The 24114-nt window shown below is 61.8% G+C and carries 22 protein-coding genes, 1 pseudogene and 1 other annotated feature; of the genes and pseudogenes, 14 read left to right on the plus strand and 9 right to left on the minus strand.

All coding sequences use genetic code 11. From position 1 onward, the window contains the following. Positions 1-10 precede the first annotated feature (10 nt). From ABNQ40_RS09165 to ABNQ40_RS09175, 3 genes are all read right to left on the minus strand, one after another. Positions 11-1606: a DUF1800 domain-containing protein gene (locus ABNQ40_RS09165; RefSeq protein ID WP_109046794.1), complete on the minus strand. Its 1596-nt coding sequence runs from the start codon at positions 1604-1606 to the stop codon at positions 11-13. A 99-nt stretch (positions 1607-1705) separates the two neighbouring features. Further along, positions 1706-2824 (minus strand): aromatic ring-hydroxylating dioxygenase subunit alpha, encoded by a 1119-nt coding sequence (locus ABNQ40_RS09170; protein WP_109046793.1) that lies wholly within the window; start codon positions 2822-2824, stop codon positions 1706-1708. A 75-nt stretch (positions 2825-2899) separates the two neighbouring features. Then, positions 2900-4042 (minus strand): sialidase family protein, encoded by a 1143-nt coding sequence (locus tag ABNQ40_RS09175; protein ID WP_391346164.1) that lies wholly within the window; start codon positions 4040-4042, stop codon positions 2900-2902. A gap of 199 nt (positions 4043-4241) precedes the next feature. Here ABNQ40_RS09175 and ABNQ40_RS09180 point away from each other — a divergent pair. The 6 genes and pseudogenes from ABNQ40_RS09180 to ABNQ40_RS09205 all read left to right on the plus strand — a co-directional run bounded on the left by ABNQ40_RS09180 (position 4242) and on the right by ABNQ40_RS09205 (position 9134). Then, a pseudogene (locus ABNQ40_RS09180) lies at positions 4242-5480 on the plus strand (IS3 family transposase). After that, positions 4526-4657, plus strand: a sequence feature (AL1L pseudoknot). It overlaps the preceding pseudogene by 132 nt. Before the next feature lie 143 nt (positions 5481-5623). After that, a complete protein-coding gene (locus tag ABNQ40_RS09185) occupies positions 5624-5875 on the plus strand; it encodes an acyl carrier protein (protein ID WP_158285502.1) in 252 nt (83 codons plus the stop codon). A gap of 26 nt (positions 5876-5901) precedes the next feature. Beyond that, the gene (locus tag ABNQ40_RS09190) at positions 5902-6627 is read left to right on the plus strand and encodes an SDR family NAD(P)-dependent oxidoreductase (RefSeq protein ID WP_391346278.1); all 726 of its coding nucleotides are present in this window, start codon (positions 5902-5904) and stop codon (positions 6625-6627) included. 13 nt (positions 6628-6640) lie between these two features. After that, entirely contained in the window at positions 6641-7300 is a 660-nt protein-coding gene (locus ABNQ40_RS09195; protein WP_109047082.1) for a WbqC family protein, read from the plus strand. Positions 7301-7335: 35 nt separating this feature from the next. Beyond that, on the plus strand, positions 7336-8439 hold the full coding sequence (locus ABNQ40_RS09200; protein WP_158285501.1) for a DegT/DnrJ/EryC1/StrS aminotransferase family protein: 1104 nt from the start codon (positions 7336-7338) through the stop codon (positions 8437-8439). After that, complete coding sequence (locus ABNQ40_RS09205) at positions 8439-9134, plus strand: class I SAM-dependent methyltransferase (protein ID WP_109047080.1); 696 nt, start codon at positions 8439-8441, stop codon at positions 9132-9134. Before ABNQ40_RS09200 ends, ABNQ40_RS09205 begins: the two co-directional genes overlap by 1 nt. A gap of 25 nt (positions 9135-9159) precedes the next feature. Here the strand turns inward: ABNQ40_RS09205 and ABNQ40_RS09210 are convergent, their stop codons facing one another. Continuing rightward, positions 9160-10236 carry a class I SAM-dependent methyltransferase gene (locus tag ABNQ40_RS09210; protein WP_109047079.1) on the minus strand — a complete coding sequence of 359 codons (1077 nt, stop codon included), beginning with the start codon at positions 10234-10236 and terminating at the stop codon, positions 9160-9162. Between the two features lie 180 nt (positions 10237-10416). On the opposite strand from ABNQ40_RS09210, the gene ABNQ40_RS09215 reads away from it, so the two are divergent. From ABNQ40_RS09215 to ABNQ40_RS09225, 3 genes are read left to right on the plus strand one after another with little or no spacing between them, the layout of a single operon-like run. Continuing rightward, positions 10417-11433 carry a methyltransferase domain-containing protein gene (locus tag ABNQ40_RS09215; protein ID WP_158285500.1) on the plus strand — a complete coding sequence of 339 codons (1017 nt, stop codon included), beginning with the start codon at positions 10417-10419 and terminating at the stop codon, positions 11431-11433. Further along, a complete protein-coding gene (locus tag ABNQ40_RS09220) occupies positions 11430-12383 on the plus strand; it encodes a hypothetical protein (protein WP_146255369.1) in 954 nt (317 codons plus the stop codon). The genes ABNQ40_RS09215 and ABNQ40_RS09220 overlap by 4 nt, the downstream gene beginning before the upstream one ends. Positions 12384-12404: 21 nt before the next feature. Beyond that, on the plus strand, positions 12405-13280 hold the full coding sequence (locus tag ABNQ40_RS09225) for a hypothetical protein (RefSeq protein WP_146255368.1): 876 nt from the start codon (positions 12405-12407) through the stop codon (positions 13278-13280). Positions 13281-13286: 6 nt separating this feature from the next. Here the strand turns inward: ABNQ40_RS09225 and ABNQ40_RS09230 are convergent, their stop codons facing one another. Together ABNQ40_RS09230 and ABNQ40_RS09235 are read right to left on the minus strand one after the other, a co-directional pair. After that, on the minus strand, positions 13287-13955 hold the full coding sequence (locus ABNQ40_RS09230; RefSeq protein ID WP_109047076.1) for an acetyltransferase: 669 nt from the start codon (positions 13953-13955) through the stop codon (positions 13287-13289). Continuing rightward, positions 13952-15508: an amino acid adenylation domain-containing protein gene (locus tag ABNQ40_RS09235; RefSeq protein WP_158285499.1), complete on the minus strand. Its 1557-nt coding sequence runs from the start codon at positions 15506-15508 to the stop codon at positions 13952-13954. Before ABNQ40_RS09235 ends, ABNQ40_RS09230 begins: the two co-directional genes overlap by 4 nt. Before the next feature lie 130 nt (positions 15509-15638). On the opposite strand from ABNQ40_RS09235, the gene ABNQ40_RS09240 reads away from it, so the two are divergent. Both ABNQ40_RS09240 and ABNQ40_RS09245 read left to right on the plus strand, forming a co-directional pair. Then, on the plus strand, positions 15639-16841 hold the full coding sequence (locus ABNQ40_RS09240) for a glycosyltransferase family 1 protein (RefSeq protein ID WP_146255366.1): 1203 nt from the start codon (positions 15639-15641) through the stop codon (positions 16839-16841). A 145-nt stretch (positions 16842-16986) separates the two neighbouring features. Then, complete coding sequence (locus ABNQ40_RS09245; protein ID WP_282187137.1) at positions 16987-17775, plus strand: IS5 family transposase; 789 nt, start codon at positions 16987-16989, stop codon at positions 17773-17775. A 250-nt stretch (positions 17776-18025) separates the two neighbouring features. On the opposite strand, the gene ABNQ40_RS09250 is transcribed toward ABNQ40_RS09245, so the two are convergent. From ABNQ40_RS09250 to ABNQ40_RS09260, 3 genes are all read right to left on the minus strand, one after another. Further along, positions 18026-18244, minus strand: coding sequence for a hypothetical protein (locus tag ABNQ40_RS09250; RefSeq protein ID WP_146255365.1), 219 nt, complete (start codon positions 18242-18244; stop codon positions 18026-18028). 395 nt (positions 18245-18639) lie between these two features. Further along, positions 18640-19584: a glycosyltransferase family A protein gene (locus ABNQ40_RS09255; protein WP_109047071.1), complete on the minus strand. Its 945-nt coding sequence runs from the start codon at positions 19582-19584 to the stop codon at positions 18640-18642. Between the two features lie 45 nt (positions 19585-19629). Then, positions 19630-21963, minus strand: a complete 2334-nt coding sequence (locus ABNQ40_RS09260; RefSeq protein ID WP_391346172.1) for a glycosyltransferase — start codon at positions 21961-21963, stop codon at positions 19630-19632. A 347-nt stretch (positions 21964-22310) separates the two neighbouring features. Here ABNQ40_RS09260 and ABNQ40_RS09265 point away from each other — a divergent pair, with 347 nt between their 5' ends. Genes ABNQ40_RS09265 through ABNQ40_RS09275 form a run of 3 tightly spaced genes read left to right on the plus strand, consistent with a single transcriptional unit; the run spans position 22311 to position 23978 of the window. Then, positions 22311-22901 (plus strand): NUDIX hydrolase, encoded by a 591-nt coding sequence (locus ABNQ40_RS09265; protein WP_109047069.1) that lies wholly within the window; start codon positions 22311-22313, stop codon positions 22899-22901. A gap of 58 nt (positions 22902-22959) precedes the next feature. Beyond that, positions 22960-23622, plus strand: coding sequence for a class I SAM-dependent methyltransferase (locus tag ABNQ40_RS09270; protein WP_109047068.1), 663 nt, complete (start codon positions 22960-22962; stop codon positions 23620-23622). Positions 23623-23660: 38 nt separating this feature from the next. Next, positions 23661-23978: a hypothetical protein gene (locus ABNQ40_RS09275; RefSeq protein WP_109047067.1), complete on the plus strand. Its 318-nt coding sequence runs from the start codon at positions 23661-23663 to the stop codon at positions 23976-23978. Positions 23979-24114: the final 136 nt, after the last annotated feature.

Consider the following 24114-nt stretch of genomic DNA (forward strand, 5'->3'; position numbering starts at 1 on the left):
CTAATCTCCCTCAACGCTGGTTGAAGCGCGGCGCCATCGCCACGAAGGCGGCGACCCGCCGCAGCCGGTCGTCGCCGGCCTTCGTGCCGGGCGTCAGCATCGTGTCTGCCGCCAGCCCCATGCCGGTCAGGATGGCGGCGATGGTCGCCGGCTCCGGCTCGCCGTCCTGCAGCATCCCCTGCCAGCGGTCCACCGCCGCCGCCGCCGGCAGCGGAGCCGGGAAGCGGGCGGCGAGGTCGATGGCTCCGGTCTCCCAGCGGTTCTCCGCCAGCCCGAGCAGTAGCCCCCAGCGCCGGCGCATGGCCGCGGCTCCCAGCCACGCCTCCATCCGGTCGGGATGGCCGACCGGGGCGGGCCAGCCGAACAGCCGCTGGCCGCTGCCGTCCAGTTCGCCCAGCAGGGCGTTGGTGGGGACGAGATCGATGCCGGCGCCGCGGGCGAAGGACGCCACCAGCTCCAGCGGGCGCTTCACCTTGGCATCGCGGATCCGCGCGAAGTCGGGGGAGAGCGCGATGGCGCGGACGACGCGGGCGATCTGGTCCGGCTTGCTGCGGCTCTCCGTCCACACCCGCGCCGCCAGGGCGACCAGCCCGGCTGGCGGATCGTCGGCGACCAGCCGGCGGCACAGCGCGGTGCAGAGGTTGCGGGCGGTCGCCGGATGGTCGGCGACGAGGTCGAGCACCCGGCGACCGTCGTCCATCGGCGACTGGAAGGGGTCGAACTCCCGCCCCAGCACCCGCTTCTGGTAAGTGTCGTGCCAGCCCTCGACATAGGTGAAGCGGCCGGTCACCGGCAGCCTGGCGTCGCCGCCCAGCCCGGCGCCGTCCTCCAGCGTCCAGCCGGTGAAGGCGCGGGCGGCCTCGTAGACATCCTGGTCGATGTAGCCGTCGGGCACACCGCGCAGCGCCCCCGGCACGTCGCGCCAGCGGTTGTAAAGCGCGTTCAGATAGGCGTCGCGCCCCAGCCCGTGCAGTTCGAACAGCTCGCGGGCGTAATTCTCGTTGGCGGCGCCGGCACGGGACGAGCGGTTGTTCAGATAGACCTGCATGGCGCTGCTGGTCGCCACCGCCTCCAGAAAGGCGCGGAAATTGCCCAGCGCGTGGCGGCGGATGACGTCACGGTCATAGACGGGGAGGGCGGCGGCCACCGCCGGCTCGCCCGCCGCGTTGACGTTGAAATGGTTGTGCCAGAAGTCGACCAGCACCTCGCGCAGCTGCCAGCGGCTGTGGACGGCGCGGATCAGGGTGGCGGCTGCGGTCTCCAGCCGCGGCCTCTGCCGCTCCGGAGCGGCGACCGAGGGACGGTTGGCGGCCAGCGGCCACAGCGCCTCGATCGGCTGGCCCAGGCAGGCCAGCGGACGGTCCTCGTCCACCGCCTCCCAGCCGTCCCCGGCGGGATAGCGGATGCGCAGCTTGGCCGCGGCGAGATGGCGCTCGACCTCGGGGTCGTCACGGCCATCGGAGGAAAGATCGGGAGACAGCTGCCGGTCGAGCCAGCGGGCCAGCCAGTCGGGACGGCCGCTGTCGGCGTCAGGCTCCGCAGCTCGCGGACCGAAGGCAAGCCGGCCAAAGACAACGGCAGGGGGAATCGTCATGGTGCCGCCCATGGTGGATGAACCTCCGACGACCAAGCCCCCCGCCCGATGGTGGCAGACTCCCGGTCCCCTGGACAGCGACAAAAAGCGGGGCGGAGGCGGGAGACGGAGTCAGCCCATCATTCCCCGCCAAACCGTGTGGAACTGCTGGATGCGCTCCTCGTTAAGGCCGAGCACCGCCGGGCGGTCCGTCTGCCGGCAGCCCCGGAAGGCCAGTTCCGACGCCTCCTGGTCCTCGCGCAGCAGGGCGACGTTGATGTCGCGGGCGCCCTCCTCGATCAGGCGGCGGGCGGCGGGACCGCCCCTGCCGGCATCGCCGTCCGGATCGGCCAGGAACAGGCGGAGGCCCAGCGCGCAGCGGTCGGGCCCGAGGGGATCGTAGGTCTGGACGCTCATCACCGCGCCACGGGTGAAGCCGATCTCCAGGTTGGGGAAGATGTGCAGATGGTCGTACTCGCGCAAAGCCGGACTCGGGCGGAAGCCCAACCGCTCCGACACGCCGTCCCACCAGCGGGCGCTCCTGTCCGACACCGACGTGACGCCGCGGGAATGGGCGCCATCGTAATCGCAGCGCCAGTCGCCCTTCACCAGCTTGCGGAAGGTGGTGGGGTGGGTGAGGTCGGCGTGGTAGACCTCCAGCACGCTCTCCACCCCCATCTTCCAGTTGGCCGCCCACTCCATCGACCGCTCGTCGAAGGAACGGACGAAGATCTCCGAGGCATGGCGCAGCACGTCGGCATAACCGCCCAGCCAGTCGTCGAGATCCGGCCCCTCCGCCGCCACCCGCAGGAAGACGAAGCGCCCGCACACATCCACCGCCACCGGGGTCAGGGCACGGCCGCAGCGGCCCTCCCGGTCGAGGCCGAAATTCGCCTCGTTGCCGGGGATGCCATAGGGCACGCCGTCGCGGTCGAAGGTCCAGCCGTGATAGCCGCAGCGCAGCATGCCGTTGCCGCGCGGCGCCCGGTGGATCATGGCGAAGCGGTGGGTGCAGACATTGCGGAAGCCCCGCAGCTCCCCGTCGAAATTCTGCACCAGCACGTCCAGCCCGCCGATGCGCCGGGTCAGATAGTCGTTGGGGCGGGCGAGGTCGTCGGTGAAGCCGGCGAAGACCCAGGACCGGCGGAAGATCCGCTCCTCCTCCGCCCGGAAGATCTCCGGGTCGTGGTAGGCGGCGGGATCGATGCCGGGGACGGCCTTGGCGGCGACGAAGGGGACGGAGCTTTCCATGATGCGAAGGGTAGCCCGCCCCCCGCCGGCCGGTCCAGGGTACAGCGGGTCGCAGGATGCACTCCCCCAGCCCTTTCACGGCCGGAACAACGTCGCCTCGATCCCGCGCAGCCCCGCGGCGTCGCAGATGTAATAGGCGACCATGGCGCGGCCGTCCGGCAGCATGGCCGCCCAGGGATAACCCAGGTCCGGCGCCGGCCCGTCGTCGCGCAGCACCAGCTCCGTCCCCTCGTCCGGCTGCTGGCGGCGCGGGTCGTAGATGCGGGCGCGCACGCCGTAGGGCGCATGCCGGTAGCCGCCGACGAGCAGCAGCCGGCCGTCCGGCAGCGGGCAGGCGTCATAGGGATGGCCGACCACCGCATGACGCCGCCACGGCTCCCAGCTGTGGCCCATGTCGGTGGAGCGCGAGGTCGCCAGATGGTCGTCCAGCCCGGTGGTGCGGTGGAAGGCGTGCAGCACCCCATCGGCGTCCAGATGCAGCGCCGTCTCGCAGAAGCCGGCCCTGGCCTCGGCATCGATGGCGATGATCGCCCGGTGCACCCAGCTTTCCCCCCGGTCGGTGGAGGCGAAGAGATGGCTGGCATAGGTCCCGGTGGAGGGGTGGTGGGTGTAGCCGGTCTGCAGGATCGTGCCGTCCGGCGCCTCCACCGCCCGGCCGCGCACCGCACCGCCGTAAAAGGGTCGCTGACCCGGCACGATGTCGGGATGGCCGGGCAGAGGGGGCAGGTCGCGGTGCGCGGTCCAGTTCCGCCCGCCATCGTCGCTGTGCCGGCTGTAGCCGCCCCAGAACAGGTAGAGGTCGCCGGTCTTGAGCGGGCTTCCCGCCAGCCCGAAGCCTAGCGCGCGCAACGCCTCGCCATCGGCCGCCGGCACCGGATACCAGCGGAAGCCGGTCAGCAGGATGCGGCCGTCGCGAAGGGTCAGCAGGCTGGCGTCCTGGTCGGCCGCCTGCGGATCGGGGGGCAGGGCCGTTTCCTCTCCCAGCGGCTCCGCATCGGGGCCGAGCCGAAGCAGGACGGTCTGCGACCGCGAATCGAGATGGTCGACATGGTTGAACCCGGTCTCTCCCGTCCGATACCCGGCCCCGCGCAGCCAGCGATGGTCGCGCGCGCGGCGGAAGGCCAACAGCACCGGTCCGTCCCGCGTCGGGGTGAGCGACGGGAAGGACGCATAGAAACGCGGGTCGCGGTACAGCACGTGATGCTCGGCACCGGTCATGACCATCGGGTTCCCTGCCTCCTTCTTTCCAGACAGACCCTCCGTCTTATAAACCCGCGATGTCGCATTCCGGCAGTGGAACGGCGCGGAGAATCCTGACTTGAGATCGAATTTCCTCCAGTCATTGGCAGAGCCTCTGTGAGTTGTGAACCGCTCCGGGTTTTCCGGATGCCCCATCATCTGAGAGAGTGGAGTCATCATGACGAAGCAAGCATCACCCAACTACGCTCCTGAGGTCCGCGAGCGCGTGGTTCGGATGGTGTTCGAACACGAAGGCGAGCATGCCTCGCAGTGGGCGGCGATCAGCTCGATTGCGGCGAAGATCGGCTGCAATCCCGAGACGCTGCGAAACTGGGTCCGGCAGGCCGAGCGTCACCAGCGCAAGCGGTCAGGTCCGACAACGGACGAGCAGGAACGGATCAAGGCATTGGAGCGTGAGGTGCGGGATCTGCGCCAGGCGAACGAGATCCTACGCAAGGCGTCGACGTATTTCGCCCAGGCGGAACTCGACCGCCCGTTCAAGAAATACCCGTTCACGAAATGATCGCCTTTATCGACGCGCACCGCTTCGTTTACGGGGGCGAGCCGATCTGCGGAGTGCTGCCGATCGCCCCGTCGACTTACCACGCCCATGCCGCCCGGTGGGCCGATCCGTCCAAGGCGCCAGCCCGCTCGCGAAGCGACGCGGAGCTGAGTGTTGCGATCCGGCGGGTCTGGGACGCGACCTTCCAGGTCTATGGGGTACGCAAGGTGTGGCGGCAGTTGCCGGCGAGACGGCATCGATGTGGCGCGCTGCACGGTAGCCCGGCTGATGCGGCACATGGGCCTGAAGGGAGCGACGCGCAGCAAGGCGGTGCGCACCAGGATCGGCGACCGGGCGGCGCCATGCCCCGCCGACCGGGTGAACCGCCAGTTCCAGGCGCCGCGCCCAGATACCTTGTGGGTGGCCGATTTCGCGTACGTCGCGACGTGGCAGGGTTTCGTCTCCGTGGCCTTCGTCATCGACGCCTTCGCCCGCCGCATCGTCGGCTGGCGGGTGTCCAGCACAGCCCATGCCGGCTTCGTTCTGGACGCGCTCGAACAGGCACTTCACGACCGCCGGCCTGCCAAGGGCAGTGGCCTTATCCATCACTCCGACAGGAGATCGCAATACGTTGCGATCCGCTACACCGAGCGCCTCACCGAAGCCGGCGTCGAGCCGTCCGTGGGTAGCTCCTACGACAACGCCTTGGCCGAGACCATCAACGGCCTCTACAAGACCGAAGTGATCCGGCGCCGCGGACCGTGGCGCACCCTGGAGGCCGCCGAGTTCACCACCCTGGAATGGGTGGACTGGTTCAATCACCGGCGACTGCCCGAACCCATCGGCAACATTCCTCCCACCGAGGCCGAAGCACGCTATTATGCCCAAACTGAGGACCTCGCCATCGTGGCGTGACTCAACACAAATGGCTTCCGACAAACCCGGCGCGGTTCAGGCATCCACACCATCAGTTCACTTGGCAAGCGCTCCCTCTCTCCAGCTTCTTTCACAACTCAGTTGGCGTTCGCTCCCCCCCCCCCATATACTGCGATTTAGCCATGGCAAATTCGAGCAAATTCAACATGATAGTAACTCAGCTGGTTGCCACAGTCCTTAAGGTGGAACCTTCCTCCGTCACCAGCGAAACATCGATGAAGACAACGCCTGAATGGGACTCTCTCCGCCATATGGAGTTGATCCTGGCCATAGAGGACAGATTTGGTTTGATCCTTGATGGTGATGAGATTGCCTGTATGACCACGGTGGGCAGTATTCATGACGTGCTACGTCTCAAGGGAGTGATGCAGTGACGCTACGCTTGTCTGGACGCCGCGTCGTGCTGACCGGTGGAGCTAGCGGTTTGGGGCGAGCCATGCTGAACCAGCTAGTAGCTGAAGGCGCCCACGTTGTAGTGTTTGACCGCGACGCCGATCAATTGTCTACCTTGACCGCTGACTTTCCCGATGTTGCGATCCAGAACGTCGAGCTGACTGACGCTAATGCTGTTGAGAGCGCAGTCGAACAGGCCTTTGCCATATTGGGCGGAGTTGATGTCCTTATCAACAACGCTGGTATTATCTGTAGCGCACCTCTGATTGATGTCCTCCAGCGAAGCAGCCGCGCCGAGCGAATGGCGCAATGGGAGACCGTAATTTCCACCAATCTGACAGCAGTTTACAGTATTACCATGAGTATTGCCGAGAGAATGGTAAGAAAGCGAATAAAGGGCACGATCATCAACATTAGTTCTATCTCCGCCCGCGGGAATGCCGGGCAGAGTGCTTATGCGGCCGCCAAGGCGGGGGTCGAAGCATTGACCGTTTCTTGGGCTCGTGAATTGGGACCTCTGGGTATACGTGCCGTATGCATCGCTCCAGGGTTCGTCGACACACCGTCGACGCACAATGCCCTGACCGTAGATAAGATAGCGGACATCGTGAGCAGGACCCCCTTGCGTCGTCTAGCTAAGGATCATGAAGTGGCTTTGGCTGTTGTCCAGATGATAGAAAACAGCTTTGTCACCGGTGCCGTGCTTTCCATCGACGGCGGGCTTGTGTTGTGACGGAGATCCGGCCGTGACGACAGTTGCCATCATGCAGCCCTACTTCCTGCCCTATGCCGGTTATTTCCGACTGATGGCAGCGGCCGATCTTTTCGTCATTTACGATTGTGTTCAGTTCCCGCGTCGCGGTTGGGTTCACCGCAACCGCCTGCAAAATGCCGCAGGCGAGTTGGACTGGCTAACCCTGCCGCTGCACCATCCGCCCTGGCAGGCTCGCATCGACACCATCCGCTTGGCCAAGGATGCACCGGAGCGCTTGACCACGGCTATACGGCGTTTCCCTTGCCTGAGTACGCCTCTAGGTCAGAAATTGGTGGCGAATTTGGTTCTCTTTGGAAGCGAAGGCGCGCCATTGCTGCGCGATTATCTAGACCGTCAATTGCGTGGAATTGCTGATCTCTTGGGTTTGTCGACGCCGTTCCTATGCTCCAGCACCCTCGGATTGGAGAGCAATTTGCAAGCCCAGGACCGTATCTTGAACATCTGTCAGCGGCTAGGTGCCACTCGCTACATCAACGCTCCAGGCGGCGTGGATCTCTACGACGTCGCAGCCTTTAACGAACGGGGGATCGAACTGGTGGTACTGCCTCCCTGGCATGGCGCCTTTGACAGTGTCCTGCAACGAATTCTAGAGGACGGGCCGCAAACTTGCGGTAGAGCTATCAAATCATAATGCACATTGTGTGTGGCATGAACGGAAATCCATTGATGTCCAACACGTCCATTCCTGTCATGCACCCGCGACTGCCGCTTCTACCCACCCTGGCGCCATATTTCGCTCAAATCGATCAAAACCGCTGGTACTCCAATTTTGGCCCGCTCGTGCTTAGCTTGGAGGAGCGTTTTGCGGCTGCTTTGGGAGGTGAGAGAGACAGTGTGGTCAGCGCTGACAACGGCACATCTGCCTTGACTGCGGCGTTGATCGCTCTCGGTCTGCCTCATGGCAGCTTAGTCGCCGTTCCGGCCTGGACGTTCTGCGCCACCGCGCATGCCGTAACCCTGGCGGGCTTGACGCCTTACCTAGTCGATGTGGATGCGGATAATTGGAGTTTGACCCCTCAGCAGGTCGAGCGTCACCGCGATGAGGGTGCCCAACTCGCCGCCGTCATGCCGGTCATGCCATTTGGCGCTCCAATCGATGTCGAAGGCTGGCGCGCTTTCCGCCGACAGACGGGGATTCCCGTGATCGTCGATGCCGCTGCGGGCTTCGATTCGTGGCGTATATGCGACCTTCCGGCGGTCGTCTCTCTGCATGCAACCAAAGTGCTTGGTGCCGGAGAGGGTGGTCTTATGGTCTGCAGCGACACTGATCTGATTAAACGGGTCCGTCGTGTTCTCAATTTTGGCTTTTCAGGCTTGGCTATCGCTCAATGTCACGCATTCAACGGTAAGATGAGCGAATACGGAGCGGCGGTAGCTTTGGCAGCGCTGGACGCTTGGCCAGTAACACGAGCCGAATGGTTGACCGCTCTTAATCTTTACACGCCGTTGCTCACCAGCAACCGTGTCGGTACCCAACCAGGACTTGGAACTGAGCGGGTGAGTTCAGTTTTGGTGGTCCGTTTTCCTGGTTGCGACCGCCAGTCGATCGCCGCAGCGCTGGAGCAGAAGGACATTCAGACGCGCCCCTGGTGGCCGCTGGCGCTGAATGAACACCCCGCCTTTGCCTCCTGTCTCTGCCCGGGAGCCACGGTGGCTCAGCGTCTTTCTCAGGAATGCTTGGGCTTGCCTCTGTTCCGCGATATCAGCCCCGAGCAGGCTGAACGGGTGATTGCAGCGGTAGAGGATTGTCACGCAAGGGAGCGCGTCTGATGGCTGACATCAAGGAACTGTACGGACAGGAACACGCACGCCTGTCCGACAGCCCGCATATGTATCCCACCGAGTGGGTGGTGCGTACGATGCTCGGCCGATACCCGGGGCTGAGGATGGAGCCGGTTGACTGGGCAGCCACCAATATTTTGGATCTCGGCTTCGGCGATGGACGGAATTTTCCGCTGCTGCATAATCTGCACGCAAACATCTTTGGCGTGGAAATATCATCAACGATTTGTCAGGCCGCGGCCAGCCGTGCCGCCCGACGTGGTATCTCCTGTGAACTCAAGGTGGGCAACAACGCCGCAATCCCCTTTGCGGACGCCAGTATGGACCATGTACTGGCGTGCCACTCGTGCTATTATATCGAAGACGGGCTTACTTTCGGCGACAATATACGTGAAATCGCCCGAGTCCTAAAGGAACGCGGGTTGTTTATTCTTTCTCTACCAACTGTTGATAGTTTTATATTGAAAGACAGTGCGTCTCTGGGCGGAAATCACTTTCGAATTTGTAAAGATCCTTATGGTTTGCGCAATGGCACAATCATGCGTGCCTTTGCGGCACAACAAGAAATAGCAGAGGCGCTCAATCCAAATTTTTCTGTTATCGGATGTGGCCGCTGCACTGACGATTGGTACGGCATTTTCCAAGATACTTGGATTGTTGTGGCTCGACGTCTCTGTTGCTGAGTTCCTGTTGTAAAGGAGCGGCAGATCAGGCGACCTGCACGAATAAGGCGCCGCCGCAAACAAAGCTGCGGCGCCAAGCTTCCGACTGAGCGAGGACCTGATCGCCAACAGTGCGCGGGCCGGTGCCGTGGATCCAGGTGTAATCGTCGAAGATCACCCAACCACCGGGCAACATCCGCGAACCCCAGTTATCCCAGTCCTTTTGCACGGCGGCCAGATCATGATTACCGTCAATGTGCAACAGGGCAATGCGACCTGAGTAGTCAGTACAACCCAGTTCCGGAGATTCCACTCGGCGGTTCTGTACGTAAGCGGCAAAGCCATCTTCTGAGGTCAGCCTCAGATGATTGGAGCACCCGGCAGAGATCGGTAGCGTGTTCAAATAATAGCCATTGACCAACATGTCGAAGTCCCACAAACCGGCCAAATCCTGAATCAACTGCGGGCTGTCGGCTTGAAGCGCCTGGGCAGGCGTCCACGGATCAATGGTCAGCACCTTGCCAATGTTGTACAGTCGAGCCGACAGGATAAGCACGCTGGCCGACTTTCCCATCAGAGTGCCAATCTCGACTACGTCGCCCTGGGGAACACTGGCTGCCACTGCCAGCATCGCCGCCAACTTGACGTCCGAGCTTTCCCCATACAGGGAGTTGGCGTGCCGCAGCACCGCCGCTGCGGTCAGCAGGCTCAACAACCGTTGTCGGGCCGGTTCGTCCACCAAGATTTCTTCCATGAAGCCATGCAGCGTCTCTGCCCGCTTCAATGATCGGCGTACCGCTTCGGCCTGTTCGGCCACTGGGTTGGGGCGTACCATCCGGAGCGGCAGATGGCCATCGTTGATCAGCGCGGTGAGAGCGGCGTGGACTGCGGTCACCGGCGCATAAACATGGGTGAGCCGATGACGCGCTACCAGATCTGACACGGCCGCAGGAAAGGACGCATCATGGATGGGCGGAAGATGCTCCCAGATTGGAAAGCTAGCAGCATTTTCGTCATTCAGCAGCGACGAAGCTCCGACCAACTGCTCGCCGCGATTGGTGGCATCGCGCACGTAATCCAGTGCGGCTGCCACCGAAGACGGGAATACCAAAGTGCCGGTCATGCTGCCGAGGCCCTTTCGACCTGCTTATTGGAGGCGCGAGGATAGGAGGAGAGCGGTAAAAGGTCGAGGTGGAATTTGAGTGCTGCCGTGTTGCCGGTGCCTACATTGCTGTTTGCGTTGAAGAGGCCGTCCCATTATTTAATAATGTATCAACCTGTTGTCCCGTATTCTCGAGGTTCCATGCGCCAGGAAGACACCTCCGTATACCGCTGCCCTACCAGCGGGGCCCCTCTCCGTCTTGAGATCGACGAGGCGCACAACGACGATGTCCGCAGCGGGCAACTGGTGTCGCCGGACGGCTTGGTCTTTCCTATTGTTGACGGCATTCCCGACCTTACCTTTCCACACGAATTGCCGTTCTCCGAGCAGCAGGCCCGCACCACTTACGAACGGGTGGCGGACGAGTATGACCGATACATTCACCTGACCTTCGATACTTTCCGCACCACCGAGAAGGAAGAGCGCGCCCGCATGGTCGACCGGTTGGCCTTGCAACCCGGCGCGGCAGTGCTGGAAATCGGCTGCGGCACTGGTCGCACGGCGCCTCTCATTGCTGAACGCATCGGCGCTGCCGGTCGTCTTTGGTTGCAGGACTTATCTCCGTTTGTCCTGGCCAAGGCGGCGGAGAAGGTGGGCCAAGCACCGTGCTCCGTACATTTCTCGGTGGCCAACGGCTGCTACTTGCCGTTCGCAAATGATTCGTTCGACGCTGCTTTTCATTTCGGCGGTATCAACATGTTTTCGGACATTCCACGCGCCTTTCGGGAGTTGGCACGCGTGGTACGGCCGGGCGGCATGGTGGTGGTTGGCGATGAAGGGATCCCGGCTTGGCTGCGCGATACCGAGACCGCTAAAATCCTGATCAATTCGAACCCGTTCTACCGCCACGACGTTCCTCTGGCGGCCCTGCCGGTGTGTGCCCGCGACGTGCATGTGGAGTGGATAATCGGGGGCATGTTCTATTTGATCTCTTTCCGGGTTGGCGACGGTGAACCCTATGCAGATTTGGACTTTCCCATTCCCGGTGCGCGCGGCGGCACCCACCGCACCCGCATGTATGGTCAGCTCGAAGGTGTAACACCGGAAGCCAAAGCTTTGGCTAATAAGGCACGCGCGGTCACTGGCAAGAGTATGCACGAGTGGCTCGATGAGGTGATCCGCCAAGCTGCAAATCGTGATATCGGAGAATCAAAATGACGCCGTTCCGCTGGCAGAAACGCGGCCAAGTGTTCGACCCCGGTGCAGCCGGCATGTGGATGTTCGGCTATGCCCAGAACCCATTCGCAGTGGTGCTAGAAGACCGCGTGCGGGTGTATTTCAACACCCGGCCCCCACCCGATGAACAGGGCAATTTCGTCGCTCGAATCTCTTTCGTTGATCTTGAGCGCGGCAATCTCAATCGGGTCTTGTACGTCCATGACCGTCCGGTTCTCCCATTAGGTGGGCGGGGCGAGTTCGACGAATTCGGCACCATGGCCTCCAGTATCGTCCCTGGTCGTGAGCGAGGCGAATTTTGGATGTATTACGTCGGCTGGACCCGTATGACATCTGTGCCATTCAACTGGGCTATTGGAGTCGCCCGCAGCGGCGACGGCGGGCTGACCTTCGAGCGCATCGGTCGTGGCCCAGTGATCGGCCCGACCCGCAACGAACCGTTCCTTCAGGCCTGCCCCGCGGTTTACCCAAGGCCCGGCGGCTTTCGTGCTTGGTATGGATCAGGCATTACTTGGCTGGAACATGAGGCAGAGCCCATCTATCGCATCTTCCATGCCACATCCGAGGACGGTCTAGAGTGGTCCCGCGACGGAGTTCCAGTCATTCCTCCACGGGTCGATGACGAATGTCAGACCAGCCCGAACGTCTTTGCGTTCGACAATGCTCTGTACATGTATTTCAGCTACCGTTACGGCACCGATTTTCGCCGGCCCGAGCGCGGTTATCGCATCGGCTGTGCCCGCTCTATAGACAATGGTGCCTCGTGGCAGCGGGTTGACGAGTTGTCTGGACTGGAGTTGTCTTCTAGTGGTTGGGACAGTGAAATGGTGTGCTACCCGTGCGTCATTCGCATTGATGATCAACTTGTGATGTTCTATTGCGGCAACTATTTTGGCCGCAACGGTTTTGGCTATGCCGTTTTAAATAACTGATTTTCTTTTCAGGAGCGCCAAGTGACGACTGATTCAGCCAAGCACAATATCGTTTTTATTGGCACTTCGGCAGTGGGGCTTTCCTGTGTGGCGGCCTCTCCTCACTTTAGGGTCGTGGGAGCCTTGTGCATGCAGTCCCGTCTCACTGAGGCGCTTCAGCAGGTTGCAGTCGACCACGGGCTTGAAATCGATACTTTTGAAGATAAGAACGGACTTCGCCAATTGATTGAGCGGTATCCTTTGGCGACGCCGTTCCTTATTTATCAGCTAGACATGATTGTGCCGGGCGACGTTGCTTTAGAGCGCCCTATTTTCAATCTGCACCGTGGCAACATGCTTACTAACCGCGGCGCCCGTCCGGACGTCTGGGCCATTCTTGAAGGACACACTAACTCCAGAATGTCATTGCACCGGATCAACGCAAAAATTGATTTAGGGATACTTATAGATTATTATGAGGTGCTAATCTCTGACCAGGACGATACTCTCAGCTTGAAGGCTAAGCTCGAGAAAGGGTTGCCGTTTTTGATGGAATCCCTGCACGCATTCCTCACCGGCTACCGTCAGGGCACGGCTCTCACTGGAGGAGTGTATAAACCCTTTGTGCAGGAAAAAGATTTTACCATCGATCTGATCGCCGATTCTCTCCAGAAAATTGACCGGAAGATACGAAGCCAAAGGCAGTATAATGGTGCAGTGGTCATTAACGATAGTAAGAAATACTATGTTCTGGGTATAGCCAGGCATTCCCTTAGGGCTCCAGGCCAAGATTTTTATTTTAGGGTTGACGATGTCCAGATAGAGACATGCTCGCAGACACATCACCTTGTGCTGGTTCGGAACCCTCAGCCTAAATACGCCCTGCCGCCGGCGATGCTTTCTTCTAAAAGTGTGTAGATTAACCTACGACAGTTTGGTAATGCGCAGAAAACGCGACGTATCAAGACGGAATCGTTCAGTATCCTGCTCCAAGTAAACACCGTTGGGCGCGGCATCACGGGTTACTCGGGCGCCTGCGCCGAGGAAGCAGTTGGCGCCAACTGCTACCCGGTGACCGACAGTGCACCCAAGTCCTAGGAAGCAATAATCACCGATACTGCTGGCCCCGCCGACCACGCTGCCCGAGGTGATCCAGCACCAAGCGCCAACCGTGGTGTGATGCCCCACCACTGCGCCGGAAAATACGAAGCTCCCATCGCCCACCGTCACTCCAGGCTGCAGGCTGTTGCCATCCATGACAAACACATTCTCGCCAACCCCTACCCCATCGTAAGTGCCGCCCCCCACATAGCTGGCCAGCCGATAGCCCTTTTCCCGTGCCTGAGCGCAGGTGGCGGCGCGGAAGATGTTCATGTCCTGGTAGCCAACCGCGACCAGCATCTGTGTTTGGTCCTGTGGAAAGTGCCGCTCAACCTCATCGAACGCTACCACCGGCAGACCATCACGGCTGTCACGACGCAAATGCTCACGGTGTACGGTGAAGCCGAGAATGCGATCACGGCCATGGCGACGAATGCAACCAGCGACGATATCGGCCACCATGCCGTCGCCGAATATCACGAGGTCAGTCATAGGGCTTTCTCCGGGTTGGCGAACAGATCAATCACCGCTTGGCGGCTGATCTTGCCGTTCTGGTTCTTGGGCAGCCGCTTGAGTATTTGGAAGCGGTCAGGAATCATGTAAGGCGGGAGCCGCTGCTGCAGGGACTCACGCAAGGTCGCTTCATCAAGCGGCCGCTCAGCACTGACAGCGGCCACCAAGTGGCCATAAGCAGTGCGCTCCCGCCAATAGCCTGCCGCCGCCTCGACTACCCCAGGTATGGCGTACAATGCGGCATCGATCTCCTCCAACTCGATCCGATACCCCATGTGCTTTATCTGATTGTCCTTGCGCCCACGAAAGCGTAACAGCCCGTCTTGGCCTAGGTTGACCAGATCGCCGGTGCGGTACATACGTTCAGCATGGCGATCATTGAGCGGGTTCTGCACGAAGGCGGCGGCACTGCGCTCGGGATCCCGCCAGTAGCCCAGTCCCACCTGTGGCCCCAGCAGGCATAGCTCGCCGGTTTCTCCCGATGCAACTGGTAAGTTATTATCATCCAAGATCAGATAGTCGAAGTTATCTGCCAGTCTACCCAACGGCGCTAAGCTGTCAATATCGGAGAAATCGGCTTCGCTCACAGTATAAGCAGAGCAGATGCAGGTACACTCAGTAGGACCATAGACATTCACCAACCGGGTGTGATTGCCGATCAAACTGTGCAGTTTGCGAAGCTCAGGCTTGGGGTAACCTTCGCCGCCGAACACCACGGCGCGCAAGGTTGGCAAGCCACCAGCAGGAATGGCCCGCATGGTGGTAAGATACATGAGCATTGAGGGCACTGAGAACCATATCGTACAACCTGCGGCCTCAACCGCTTGCACCAGACTACGAGCATTACGGGTTTCGTCGCGAGTGAACGGATACAAGCAGGCCCCATTCAGCAAGCTGGAATACAAGTCAAAAACCGAATTGTCGAAGTACAACGGATTGACGTTGGTCAGACGGTCGTCGGATGTGAGCGCGAACTCCTTGGCAGCCCAGTCGGCGAAGTTAAGCACTGCGGCATGGCTGATCACCGCGCCCTTTGGAAAGCCGGTGGACCCCGAAGTAAACATCAAATAGGCTGGAGAGGTTCCGGTCAGTTCCACTGCGACCTCATCACTGTCCAGTGGCAGCGTCGTCGGATCGAACCCCGGTCCCAGCACAACTGCTCCTTTGAGAGCCGGCACCAGTTCCGGCGGCAGGTCACTGTCAGTCAGCAACGCCGCTGGGCGGCAGCGTTCGAGTATGCGCGCCAAGCGCTCTGACGGGCTCGTATGGTCAAGATTGACATAAGGAGCTCCCAACCGCAGGCAAGCCAGCATGGCGATATAGGGCAGTGGGCTCTTCGCCGTGAACAACGCCACCACATCACCGCGCCCCACACCCCGGCTGCGCAGCAGCGTTGCCATACGGGCGGCCAGTTCGTCCAGGGCACGGTATGTAATGGTGGTGCCGTCGCTGAACGCAAGGGCTGGCCGATCGCCATGAACGGCGGCGACCTTTGCAAAGCGTTGGCCAATGGTATAGGTATACGGCGTCATTTCCAACGGTGACCGATGTGATGCGTAGGATGCTTCTAATACCATGGATTTTAGCAATTACGCAGGGGGATAGGCCGCCCCTTTGGTTTCACGCTTAACTCTTGCCTAGCGTTGATCTCGAGCAACAAAGATGATTAAAAAAGTTATATTGCCTGTTCCAAACTCTGGCGACAATACGGGAATTCTCCTTAGCTACTTAGCGCGTACGGGCTCCGATCTAAAAGATTTGGGATACGATGTGGATTTGATCCAAATGAGTCATCCCGGCTCTTTGGCACAACTACTTCGGGCTCTCGACAAAGGCCCCAGCATTCTTTTTTCATTATTCTTCTCTGATTTAAGAATATCAGCGCACAATCATTTTTCAGACACACTAATTAACGAGGTATTTCCAGTCTCTACATTTCTCCTTTGCTCCGATATGCCTTATAAATCATATATGCAGGAACGGCTCGCATTCGCTCACGAAAGCACTATATTAGTGCCGGACCCGAATTATGAAGCTCTCATTAGGGAAATAAACCCAAAAGCGAAGAGATTCTCTTCCGTTGAGAACTATGTTTTTGATTCTTCTTTGCTTGAAGAGCCAATTCCATGGAGAAATAGGGATGTGGACATCCTTGTCCCTATGTCACTGGAGCGCACAAAGAAAAAATTACCAGACCTTCTGAAATTTATTCCGGAGCGCCAGAGAAAATTAGCGCAATCATATTACGAGGCAATCAGAAATGAACGACTACGGTGTCCATTTCAAATTCTCATCGAAGTCTACAGGGATATCGCTGGACATGATCTATTGGAAATAATGAGGCATCAGCGCAATTTCATTCCTGAAATTTGCAAGTTGATGTCTGAAATAGACGAAATTGTTCGTACTGAGCGCCGCATCGACATGGTGAGCAATTTGCTTGCCGATACCGGGCGCTATCGAAAGATAATTGCTCTAGGAGAACGGGCTGATCTTGGATCTGCTACCGAGCGGGTTACGTGGGCAGGTGTTCTGCGTGCGCCGGCAATGCGAGACCTGATGCGGCGATCACGGATAATCGTGAATACCCATCCCGTTATCTCTCACGGTATTCATGAACGCGTCGCCGATTCATTGGCTTCACAAGCAGTCTTGGTCACTGATGAAAACCAGAGAATTCGCAACACATTAGAAGTTAACAAACATTACTTGCCTTATAAAAATGGAAATTCTATGATGTCGGTTGTAGGTGAATATAATTTGGAAGAAATTGCATGCAATGGGCGCGACTATGCTATGTCGAATTTTACCCCGGCACATCATGCATTGTATTTGGATCGCACCTTCCGTGCTTTTACCTCCTAATCTTATGGTTGAGCCTTGGAGGGCGTCAACTGTTGAAAGGCGTCTCCCAGCCCGTTTCGAAAGTTGTCGCTGATGGGGTGAGGGGCCGCCGATGTAGACACCCGAGGACTGCCGGCTGGTTGGGGATTACGACACCGGCCAAGCCCTGAGCGATGACCAGTACCGCTTGATCGAGCCCCTGATTCCATCAGCCAAGCCCGGTGGACGGCCCCGCAGCACGGACATGCGACGGTTGCTGGACGCCCTGTTCTATATGGTGCGGACCGGCTGCCAATGGCGTCATCTGCCGCCCCCGCCGGCCTTCCCACCCTGGCCCACGGTCTGCCGCGACTTCCGCGCCTTCCTGGAAGCCGGCGTGTGGGATGCCCTGCGCCACCATCTGGTTGTGATGCTGCGCGCAGGAAGGCCGCGATCCAACTCCTTCGGCCGCCATCCTCGACACCCAGAGCATCAAAACGACGGGAAAAGGGGCGCCCGAGGCTTTGACGCGACCAAAAAGATCAAGGGCCGCAAGCGCCACATCGCCGTAGACACCTCGGGCTTCCTGGTCGGCGTCCTCGTCCACGCCGCTGACATTCAGGACACCGACAGCGCTGGAGCGCTGCTGACGCGGATCAAGCGGCTCTACTGCTGGCTGCCCGCCATCTTCGCCGACAGCATCTACAATCGAATGCCGGTGCTCCTCGCCTGCTTTCTGCTCGCGCTGACGCTGATCATCGTCCGGCGCATCGACGGCGGCGGCTTCATCCTCGTTCCCCGCCGCTGGGTGGTCGAACGATTCTTCGGGTGGCTCGGACGGTGGCGACGCTTGTCCAAGGATTACGAGGAACGCACCGACGTCGCCGAGGCCATGGGTACCGTTGCCGCCATCAGGATCATGATACGCCGCCTCGCTCACCCAAAACGAAAGCGGCTTCCTTCAGCAGACTTTTGAAACGGGCTGTCCGCTGGACTTTGCGCATTTGGGCTGGGAAGCAGACGGCGTGAATAACGCGGTTGAGGATAGGGTCCGCGGTTTTCGCGATCTCCGCATGGGAGCTGATGCTGAGAAAGTCATTTCACGCCAGAGTTGGAGGCGTACGGTGGCGAAGGCGTCGCTGAAGGTTGGCTCAGCCTTGCGGTGTCAGGTTGTGACACCTCCTTGGCGCTTAACACCTCCAGCTGCGCCGCGATTTTGGTTTCGGTCAGGGATCGGGAGGTCGATAGATTGGATTGATCAGCTCCGGCCTTGCTTTCAGGCGTTCGCTCGCAACCTCGTCGAGGAATCGGCCATCCAAGACCCGTTGGCGGCGAGCGTTGTAGGCGAGATCGTAGCCTTTCAGCAGGCACTCCAAGGTCTGATGGGTGCCGATACACATCAGCAGCACCTCCCGACCGATCCGGCCGTTGAAGCGCTCGACCATGCCGTTGGTCTTGGGAGCGCACGACAGGCCGCCTCGAACGCGTCAGCGGTGAAGCAGCAGCCACGATCGGTCAGGACCTGGATGATGGTGAAGGGAAAGGTGGCGACTGCCTCCTTCAGAAAGGTAGTAGCGCAGGCCTCGGTCTCTTTGTCCTCGACCACCGAGTGAACCCACCGTGAGGCGCGGTTGATGGCGACGTAGAAGAAACCCGCCGTATTTCCAGATAGCTCAAAAGCTCACGTCCCAACAACGTTCCGCAACCAAATAGTTAAGCCGGCAGTCACCGCCGCGAAATCATGATGGTCCGACCGTCCCGCCGCTCTCAGACTATGCCGAACACTCTGGAACTATTGGTGAACCAGATTTGTGTGGCGCCGGACAGCAGGACTGCCATCTCAGTACATGTTCGATGCTGTGGTATAGCCAAGCTTGTAATAAAGGCCGGAAAGCGCGTGCAGAGCCTTGGCATCCAAGGCATCGACGTCGAGGGCCATCAGCTTTCCCAGGCTGAGGTTGAAATCCTGATGCGGCTCCGTCATGCCATAGCGGCGATGGGCGATGCAGTTGGATATGCCTTGATAGAACATGCGCCGCAGCACCCACCGCTTGTCCAGACGATCCTGGTGGATCCGATGGGAAACCTTGGCCTGCGGTACGAAATAGGTGGCCGCGCCCCCAGCCCGCAGCGCCACGAACACGGCTCCCTCGCTTGCCATCAAGTTCCCGCCGGTGCGGCCGAGATCGGTCGGAAAGCCTTGCGTGTCCAACAAGCGCTTGCGGAAGGCACAATTGCCCTCGCCAAACCACTCCTGTGGTTTCAGGAACCGCGCTTGCGTGTCCCACCCCCATCGACAGGAGAAGATGTGCAGCAGGTCATCGCCGAGCCAGTCGGGGCGCGCAACGCCGCCAAAATCCGGTTCGACTTCGCCGGCGACGATGTCAACGCGCTCGCCAAAGACGGCAAAAGGCGCGATCAGCCTCTCCAGCCAACCTGGCAAGGCGCGCTCGTCGTCGTCAATGAAGGCGATCAACGGGGCGGAGGCCTCGGCAAGGCCTCGGTTGCGGGCGAAGGCCACCCCGGTGCTCTCTTCCAGCACACAGCGCACCGCCACCCCACGCGCGGCAAAGACAGCCTGCCAGCGCTCGACAATGGGATGGGCCTCCCGCTGTGGGCTGTTGTCGATGATCAAAATCTCATGCCGGCCGACGGCGGCCGTCTGTTGCACAAGGCTGTCCAGACACAGGTCGAGCAGGTGCGGGCGGCGATAGCTGCACACCACAACGCTCACAGCCAGCTGGGGCTCGAGCTTGTCCGGTACGGAGGGAGGAGGAAACCCCATGACCAAAGCTCCTGATCTGACCTGGTTGCTTGCGGTGCGGCGCGCTCACCAAGCGCCATGGACGACGCGCAGCCCGGGAAGGCCCCAGGCCGTCGCCCCCATGTCCTTGGCCATCACCGCCAGCCCTTCCGTCTCGATGTAGCCGCGGTGGCTGTAGGGGGGGAAACACAAGCCCTCGCGGTGAAGGTCCGCCCGCACCAGCAGGGCGGTGCCGCCCACCCCGTCCAGCGGCACGATGTCCTCGCCGGCGAAGGAATCCAGATAGCGCCGGCCCGAGCCGCGCGGCGGCTGGAAGATGCCGTCGACCAGATGCCGCGGGTCCTCCTCGCCTGTCAGCCGGAAGCTGTTGAGGTCGAAGGTCCGCCCGTCGGGCAGGACGCAGCGGGGGACGACGATGTCGCGCCCGGCGGCAAGCAGCCGGGTCAGCAGATCCGGCGGATAATCGACCAGATCGGCGTCGAGCCACAGCACCCAATCCTCGTCCTCCAGCGCGCCGGACAGCAGCCGGTTGCGCGCGCGCGCCAGCACCTCCCGCCGCCGCCGCTGGATTTCCGGCGCCCAGCGCGGTCCCCCGGGGTGGAATCCGTAATCGTGGCGCAACAGCGTCACCCGGCCGTAGCGCTGACGCAGATCCGGCAGCCGGTCGGCCAGCCAGCCATGCGTGCCGTCGCGGCTGTCCCCCTCCAGGAAGCCCAGCGACAGGCGGGACGGATCGTGGTCGAGCCGGCCGAGCAGTTCCAGATAACGCGGCAGATGGGGAACGGCATCCTTCACCGGGGTCAGCACCAGCACCGTCTCCTGCCGCGCCGCGGCGGTGGCTGGAACGGGCGCGGCGACGCGGCGGTATGGCTCCACCGGCAGGCGCTTGGCCATCTCCTCCAGCACGGCGCGGCAGCGCTCGCCGCTGAAGCGGGCGGTGGCGGCCTGCCAGTGCTCCTCGAAATGCCGGGTGGTGAAGGTGTTGCCGCCATGGACGACGTAGGTGTAGAGCCGCGGCAGGTCCATCCGCACGACCCGGGCGCTGCGGCGCAGCTGCTCGACCACCGGGGTGTCCTCGCCGCGGCGAAGGGCCGGATAGCGGGGCATCGACGCCCTTTCGCACAGAAGCGAGCCTTCCCAGTCCCGTTCGCAGGACACCGCCAGCCGGTCTTCGGCTGGCCACCAGATCATCCAGCGGCCGAGCAGACAGGCCTGGGCGCCGGCAGCCACCAGCACCCGCTGCTGCATCTCCAGCCGGCAGGGGTCGTAGAGGTCGTCGTCGTCCCACTGGCAGACATAGAGCCCGGCCGCATGGTCGACTGCGATGTTGCGCAGCTCGCCCAGCGTGCGCCCCCCGGGCTGGTCGCCGGGCTCCACCCGGAGCAGGCGGACGTTCGGGCAGCCCGCGGCACGGATCGCCCGCTCCAGCGGGTCGTCCTGCGGCAGCGCCAGGCCGTCGCAGACGATGACCAGTTCGCGGTTGGGGTAGGTCTGGCGCGCGAAGCCGTCGATGGCGAATTCCAGCAAGCCCGCCCGTTCCGCCATTTGCCCCCTGGTGACCATCAGGCAGGAGATCAGCGGCAGATCCTGCGCCTTCGCCACCGGGACACGGTCCTCTTCCGGCCGCCCGTCGGTCACCACCGCAGCGATCTGCCGCGGCAGGGCGGCACCCCGCCCGGCACCGTCCCGGAACCAGGTGCCTTCCCAGTAATGGACCGCGTAGGCCCGGCGCGTCACCCGCTCCCAGAAGACGGGATCGAACAGGCGGCCGCTCCAGCAGTCTTCCTTGGTCACGGGATAGAGCAGCTCCGGCGGCAGCACCGTCACCGCGGCGCCGTCCGTTCCCTCATACTCCGCATGGGCGCGCGTCAGCAGGAAGGGGCCGGTGGCGTCCAGCACATCCGCGCAGTGCCGCGCCTCGACCAGCCGGTCCAGCAGATGGTCCCAGAAGGGATGGCCGGGCACCGATGCGAGGAAGGAGGGGCACAGGATGCGGGACAGGCCGCGCTCCACCGCCTTCGCCAGCCCGCCATGCTCCTCCGGCTCCAGCCCGACGACGAGGCTCCGCCCCTTCAACAGCCCGTCGATCGGCTGCAGGCATTCGAAATCGAGGTCGGCATAGACCCCGCCGAAGCGGCGCAGGATCAGGTAGCGCGCCAGATCGATCCGCGCGATGGGATCGGCATAGCCCCGGAAGACCGGCAGCAGCGCCGGATGCTCCTCTGCGACGAAGCGCTCGATGTCGCCGTCGGTCCAGAACCGGTAGGAGAAACCGGGATTGCGCGCGACCCAGCTGCGTTGCAGCGCCTGGAAGCCGGAGGGGATGTCGCCTGTCTTCCAGATCTGGTGGATCAGGTGTGGAATCGAGCCTTGGAGCAGGGAACCGGACAAAATCTGCATCGAAGATGGTTGCACTCGTGCGGGAACCGATAAGCCCTTTTGCAGAAACGGCTCAATCAAAATCGAAGTTTAGAAAAAATCGGTCACATCTTGTTTCATTCGACACACGCGAACGAAGAAAGGGGCTACGCAAGATGTACCGAAAGCCGTAACCTATACCTCATCAGACGACACTGATATTATGAATTTCTTTTCAGGGTTGCTTTCCATCCGCATGATCCGCCAATTGCAGGAACGGGACGGGTGGGCTCCCTCCCCATGAGGAGAACTGGACCGGACGGATGGCTGCTGCTAGCTCATCGCCAGCAAGCCCTTCCGCCGCGACCAGCGAAAGCAAAAGACAGCCTATGCCCGGACATCGCCCCTACCGCCTGCATCGCCCCTGGACCGTGCTGGGCAGCCGCGAGCTGCTGGACGCCGATCCGTTCCTGAAGGTGCGGGTGGAGACGGTGGAGTTGCCGGATGGGCGGCGGATCGACGATTACTACCAGTTCGACCAGCCGTCCTTTGCCTGCATCTTCGCCGAGACGGCGGACGGGCGGATCGTCACCTACCGCCAGTACCGCCACGGCCCGCGCAAGGTCGGGCTGGTCTTTCCCGGCGGGCATCTGTCGCCCGGCGAGGATCCGCTGGCCGCCGCCAGACGCGAACTGATGGAGGAGACGGGGATGGAGGCGGAAAGCTGGACCGACCTCGGCGCCTACATCGTCAACGCCAACCAGGGCGGGGCCTGGTCGCACATGTTCCACGCCACCGGCTGCCGCCGGGTCGCCGATCCGGTTTCCGACGATCTGGAGGACACCGAGATCCTGTTCCTGACGCGGACGGAGCTGCTGGAGGCCATCAGCCGCGGCGAGATGCACCTGCTGACCCAGATCGCGCTGGTCAGCATGGTCTGGCAGGCCGACATCGCCCGGGCGGTGTCCTCCCCCGGTTGACCCTCCCGCCAGCCGGCGCCTACAGTCCGGCACGGCCACCGTCAGGAGTACACCCCCCATGTCCATGCCCTCCATGGAGGTTTTCCGGCACAATTACCATGAGCTGACGGATGTGGGCCGCGCCCTCTACATGGTGGCGGTCAAACCCAAGTGGGACGAGCGCCAGCAGTTCTTCTTCGAGGGTTGCCGCGACCTGCCGGGCCAGATGTACATCGCCGACCGCAGGGCCCTGTTCGAAGCGATCCTGAAGCGCCGGCCGCGCCAGTGCTTCGAGATCGGGACCTATCTGGGCGGCGGCAGCACATATTTCCTGGCTTCGGCCTTCCGCCAGCTGGGTGCGGGACAGGTGGTGACGCTGGAGGCGGAGCAGAACAACTACGCGCTCGCCGCCGGCTACTACGCCCGCTACCTGCCGGAGCTGAGCCCGCATGTGAAGTTCCTGCTGGGCGGCGACCCGGCGCTGTTCCTGCCCCACATCGACCCGGAGCAGGGGGTGGACAGTCTGTTCCTCGACGGCGGCAGCGACGGGGAGGAGACGTTCGGGCAGCTCCGTTTCTTCGAGCCCCATTGCCGGCCCGGCACGCTTCTGCTGGCCCATGACTGGGACACGGAAAAGCAGCGGCTGGTCCGCCCCTATCTGGAAAATTCCCCCGACTGGCAGCTCGACCGCTATATCGGCGAGCCGGACAGCATCGGCTACGCCGCCTATATCCGCCGCTGATCCCCTTTGCCGACGGCCTTCCCAAGAAGGACACCGCCATGCCCCGCCATCTTCCCCCTCGAATCGCCACCCTGGCCGCCCTCCTGTTGACCGGCACCGTCACGCCCCTGGTCGCAGCCCCGGCAGCAGCCGAGCCGATGAAGGGCCGCTACGAGCTGCGCTGCCAGGACCCGCAGACCCGGCAATGGACGGTCGCCGGCCAAGTGACCGACCCGGAGATCGTAGAGCAGCCCGCCTCGCAGCCCAGCTCGGGCGGAAAAGCCGGCGGCCGCGTGGTGCGCGGCACCGGGGCGGACGGCAAGCCGGTGGCGCTGCCGATGCCGTCGGACCGCACCTGCATGCTCAGCGCCCGCTGACCGTCAAACTGTAACATCCCCGCGGTAGCTTCCCGACGCTCGCCAAGAACAAGGCCGCGCCGAACGGGCTCCCATGGCCCGGCGGCGCGGCGCACGCCAGCCGCTTGCCCTGATGAGGGTTCGGGAGACATCCGCC

This window comes from Azospirillum sp. A23, from assembly GCF_042938965.1.
GTDB classification, from domain to species: Bacteria; Pseudomonadota; Alphaproteobacteria; order Azospirillales; family Azospirillaceae; genus Azospirillum; species Azospirillum melinis.

Excerpts from the sequence above, each read along its gene's own strand:
- ABNQ40_RS09265 (WP_109047069.1), top strand. The coding sequence starts at position 22,311 with ATGCCCGGACATCGCCCCTACCGCCTGCATCGCCCCTGGACCGTGCTG.
- ABNQ40_RS09235 (WP_158285499.1), bottom strand. The coding sequence starts at position 15,508 with ATGACGCCGTATACCTATACCATTGGCCAACGCTTTGCAAAGGTCGCC.
- ABNQ40_RS09175 (WP_391346164.1), bottom strand. The coding sequence starts at position 4,042 with ATGACCGGTGCCGAGCATCACGTGCTGTACCGCGACCCGCGTTTCTAT.
- ABNQ40_RS09170 (WP_109046793.1), bottom strand. The coding sequence starts at position 2,824 with ATGGAAAGCTCCGTCCCCTTCGTCGCCGCCAAGGCCGTCCCCGGCATC.
- ABNQ40_RS09240 (WP_146255366.1), top strand. The coding sequence starts at position 15,639 with ATGATTAAAAAAGTTATATTGCCTGTTCCAAACTCTGGCGACAATACG.
- ABNQ40_RS09165 (WP_109046794.1), bottom strand. The coding sequence starts at position 1,606 with ATGGGCGGCACCATGACGATTCCCCCTGCCGTTGTCTTTGGCCGGCTT.
- ABNQ40_RS09230 (WP_109047076.1), bottom strand. The coding sequence starts at position 13,955 with ATGACTGACCTCGTGATATTCGGCGACGGCATGGTGGCCGATATCGTC.
- ABNQ40_RS09210 (WP_109047079.1), bottom strand. The coding sequence starts at position 10,236 with ATGACCGGCACTTTGGTATTCCCGTCTTCGGTGGCAGCCGCACTGGAT.
- ABNQ40_RS09250 (WP_146255365.1), bottom strand. The coding sequence starts at position 18,244 with ATGGTCGAGCGCTTCAACGGCCGGATCGGTCGGGAGGTGCTGCTGATG.
- ABNQ40_RS09270 (WP_109047068.1), top strand. The coding sequence starts at position 22,960 with ATGTCCATGCCCTCCATGGAGGTTTTCCGGCACAATTACCATGAGCTG.
- ABNQ40_RS09185 (WP_158285502.1), top strand. The coding sequence starts at position 5,624 with ATGGCAAATTCGAGCAAATTCAACATGATAGTAACTCAGCTGGTTGCC.
- ABNQ40_RS09200 (WP_158285501.1), top strand. The coding sequence starts at position 7,336 with ATGTCCAACACGTCCATTCCTGTCATGCACCCGCGACTGCCGCTTCTA.
- ABNQ40_RS09215 (WP_158285500.1), top strand. The coding sequence starts at position 10,417 with ATGCGCCAGGAAGACACCTCCGTATACCGCTGCCCTACCAGCGGGGCC.
- ABNQ40_RS09220 (WP_146255369.1), top strand. The coding sequence starts at position 11,430 with ATGACGCCGTTCCGCTGGCAGAAACGCGGCCAAGTGTTCGACCCCGGT.
- ABNQ40_RS09255 (WP_109047071.1), bottom strand. The coding sequence starts at position 19,584 with ATGGGGTTTCCTCCTCCCTCCGTACCGGACAAGCTCGAGCCCCAGCTG.
- ABNQ40_RS09260 (WP_391346172.1), bottom strand. The coding sequence starts at position 21,963 with ATGCAGATTTTGTCCGGTTCCCTGCTCCAAGGCTCGATTCCACACCTG.
- ABNQ40_RS09275 (WP_109047067.1), top strand. The coding sequence starts at position 23,661 with ATGCCCCGCCATCTTCCCCCTCGAATCGCCACCCTGGCCGCCCTCCTG.
- ABNQ40_RS09205 (WP_109047080.1), top strand. The coding sequence starts at position 8,439 with ATGGCTGACATCAAGGAACTGTACGGACAGGAACACGCACGCCTGTCC.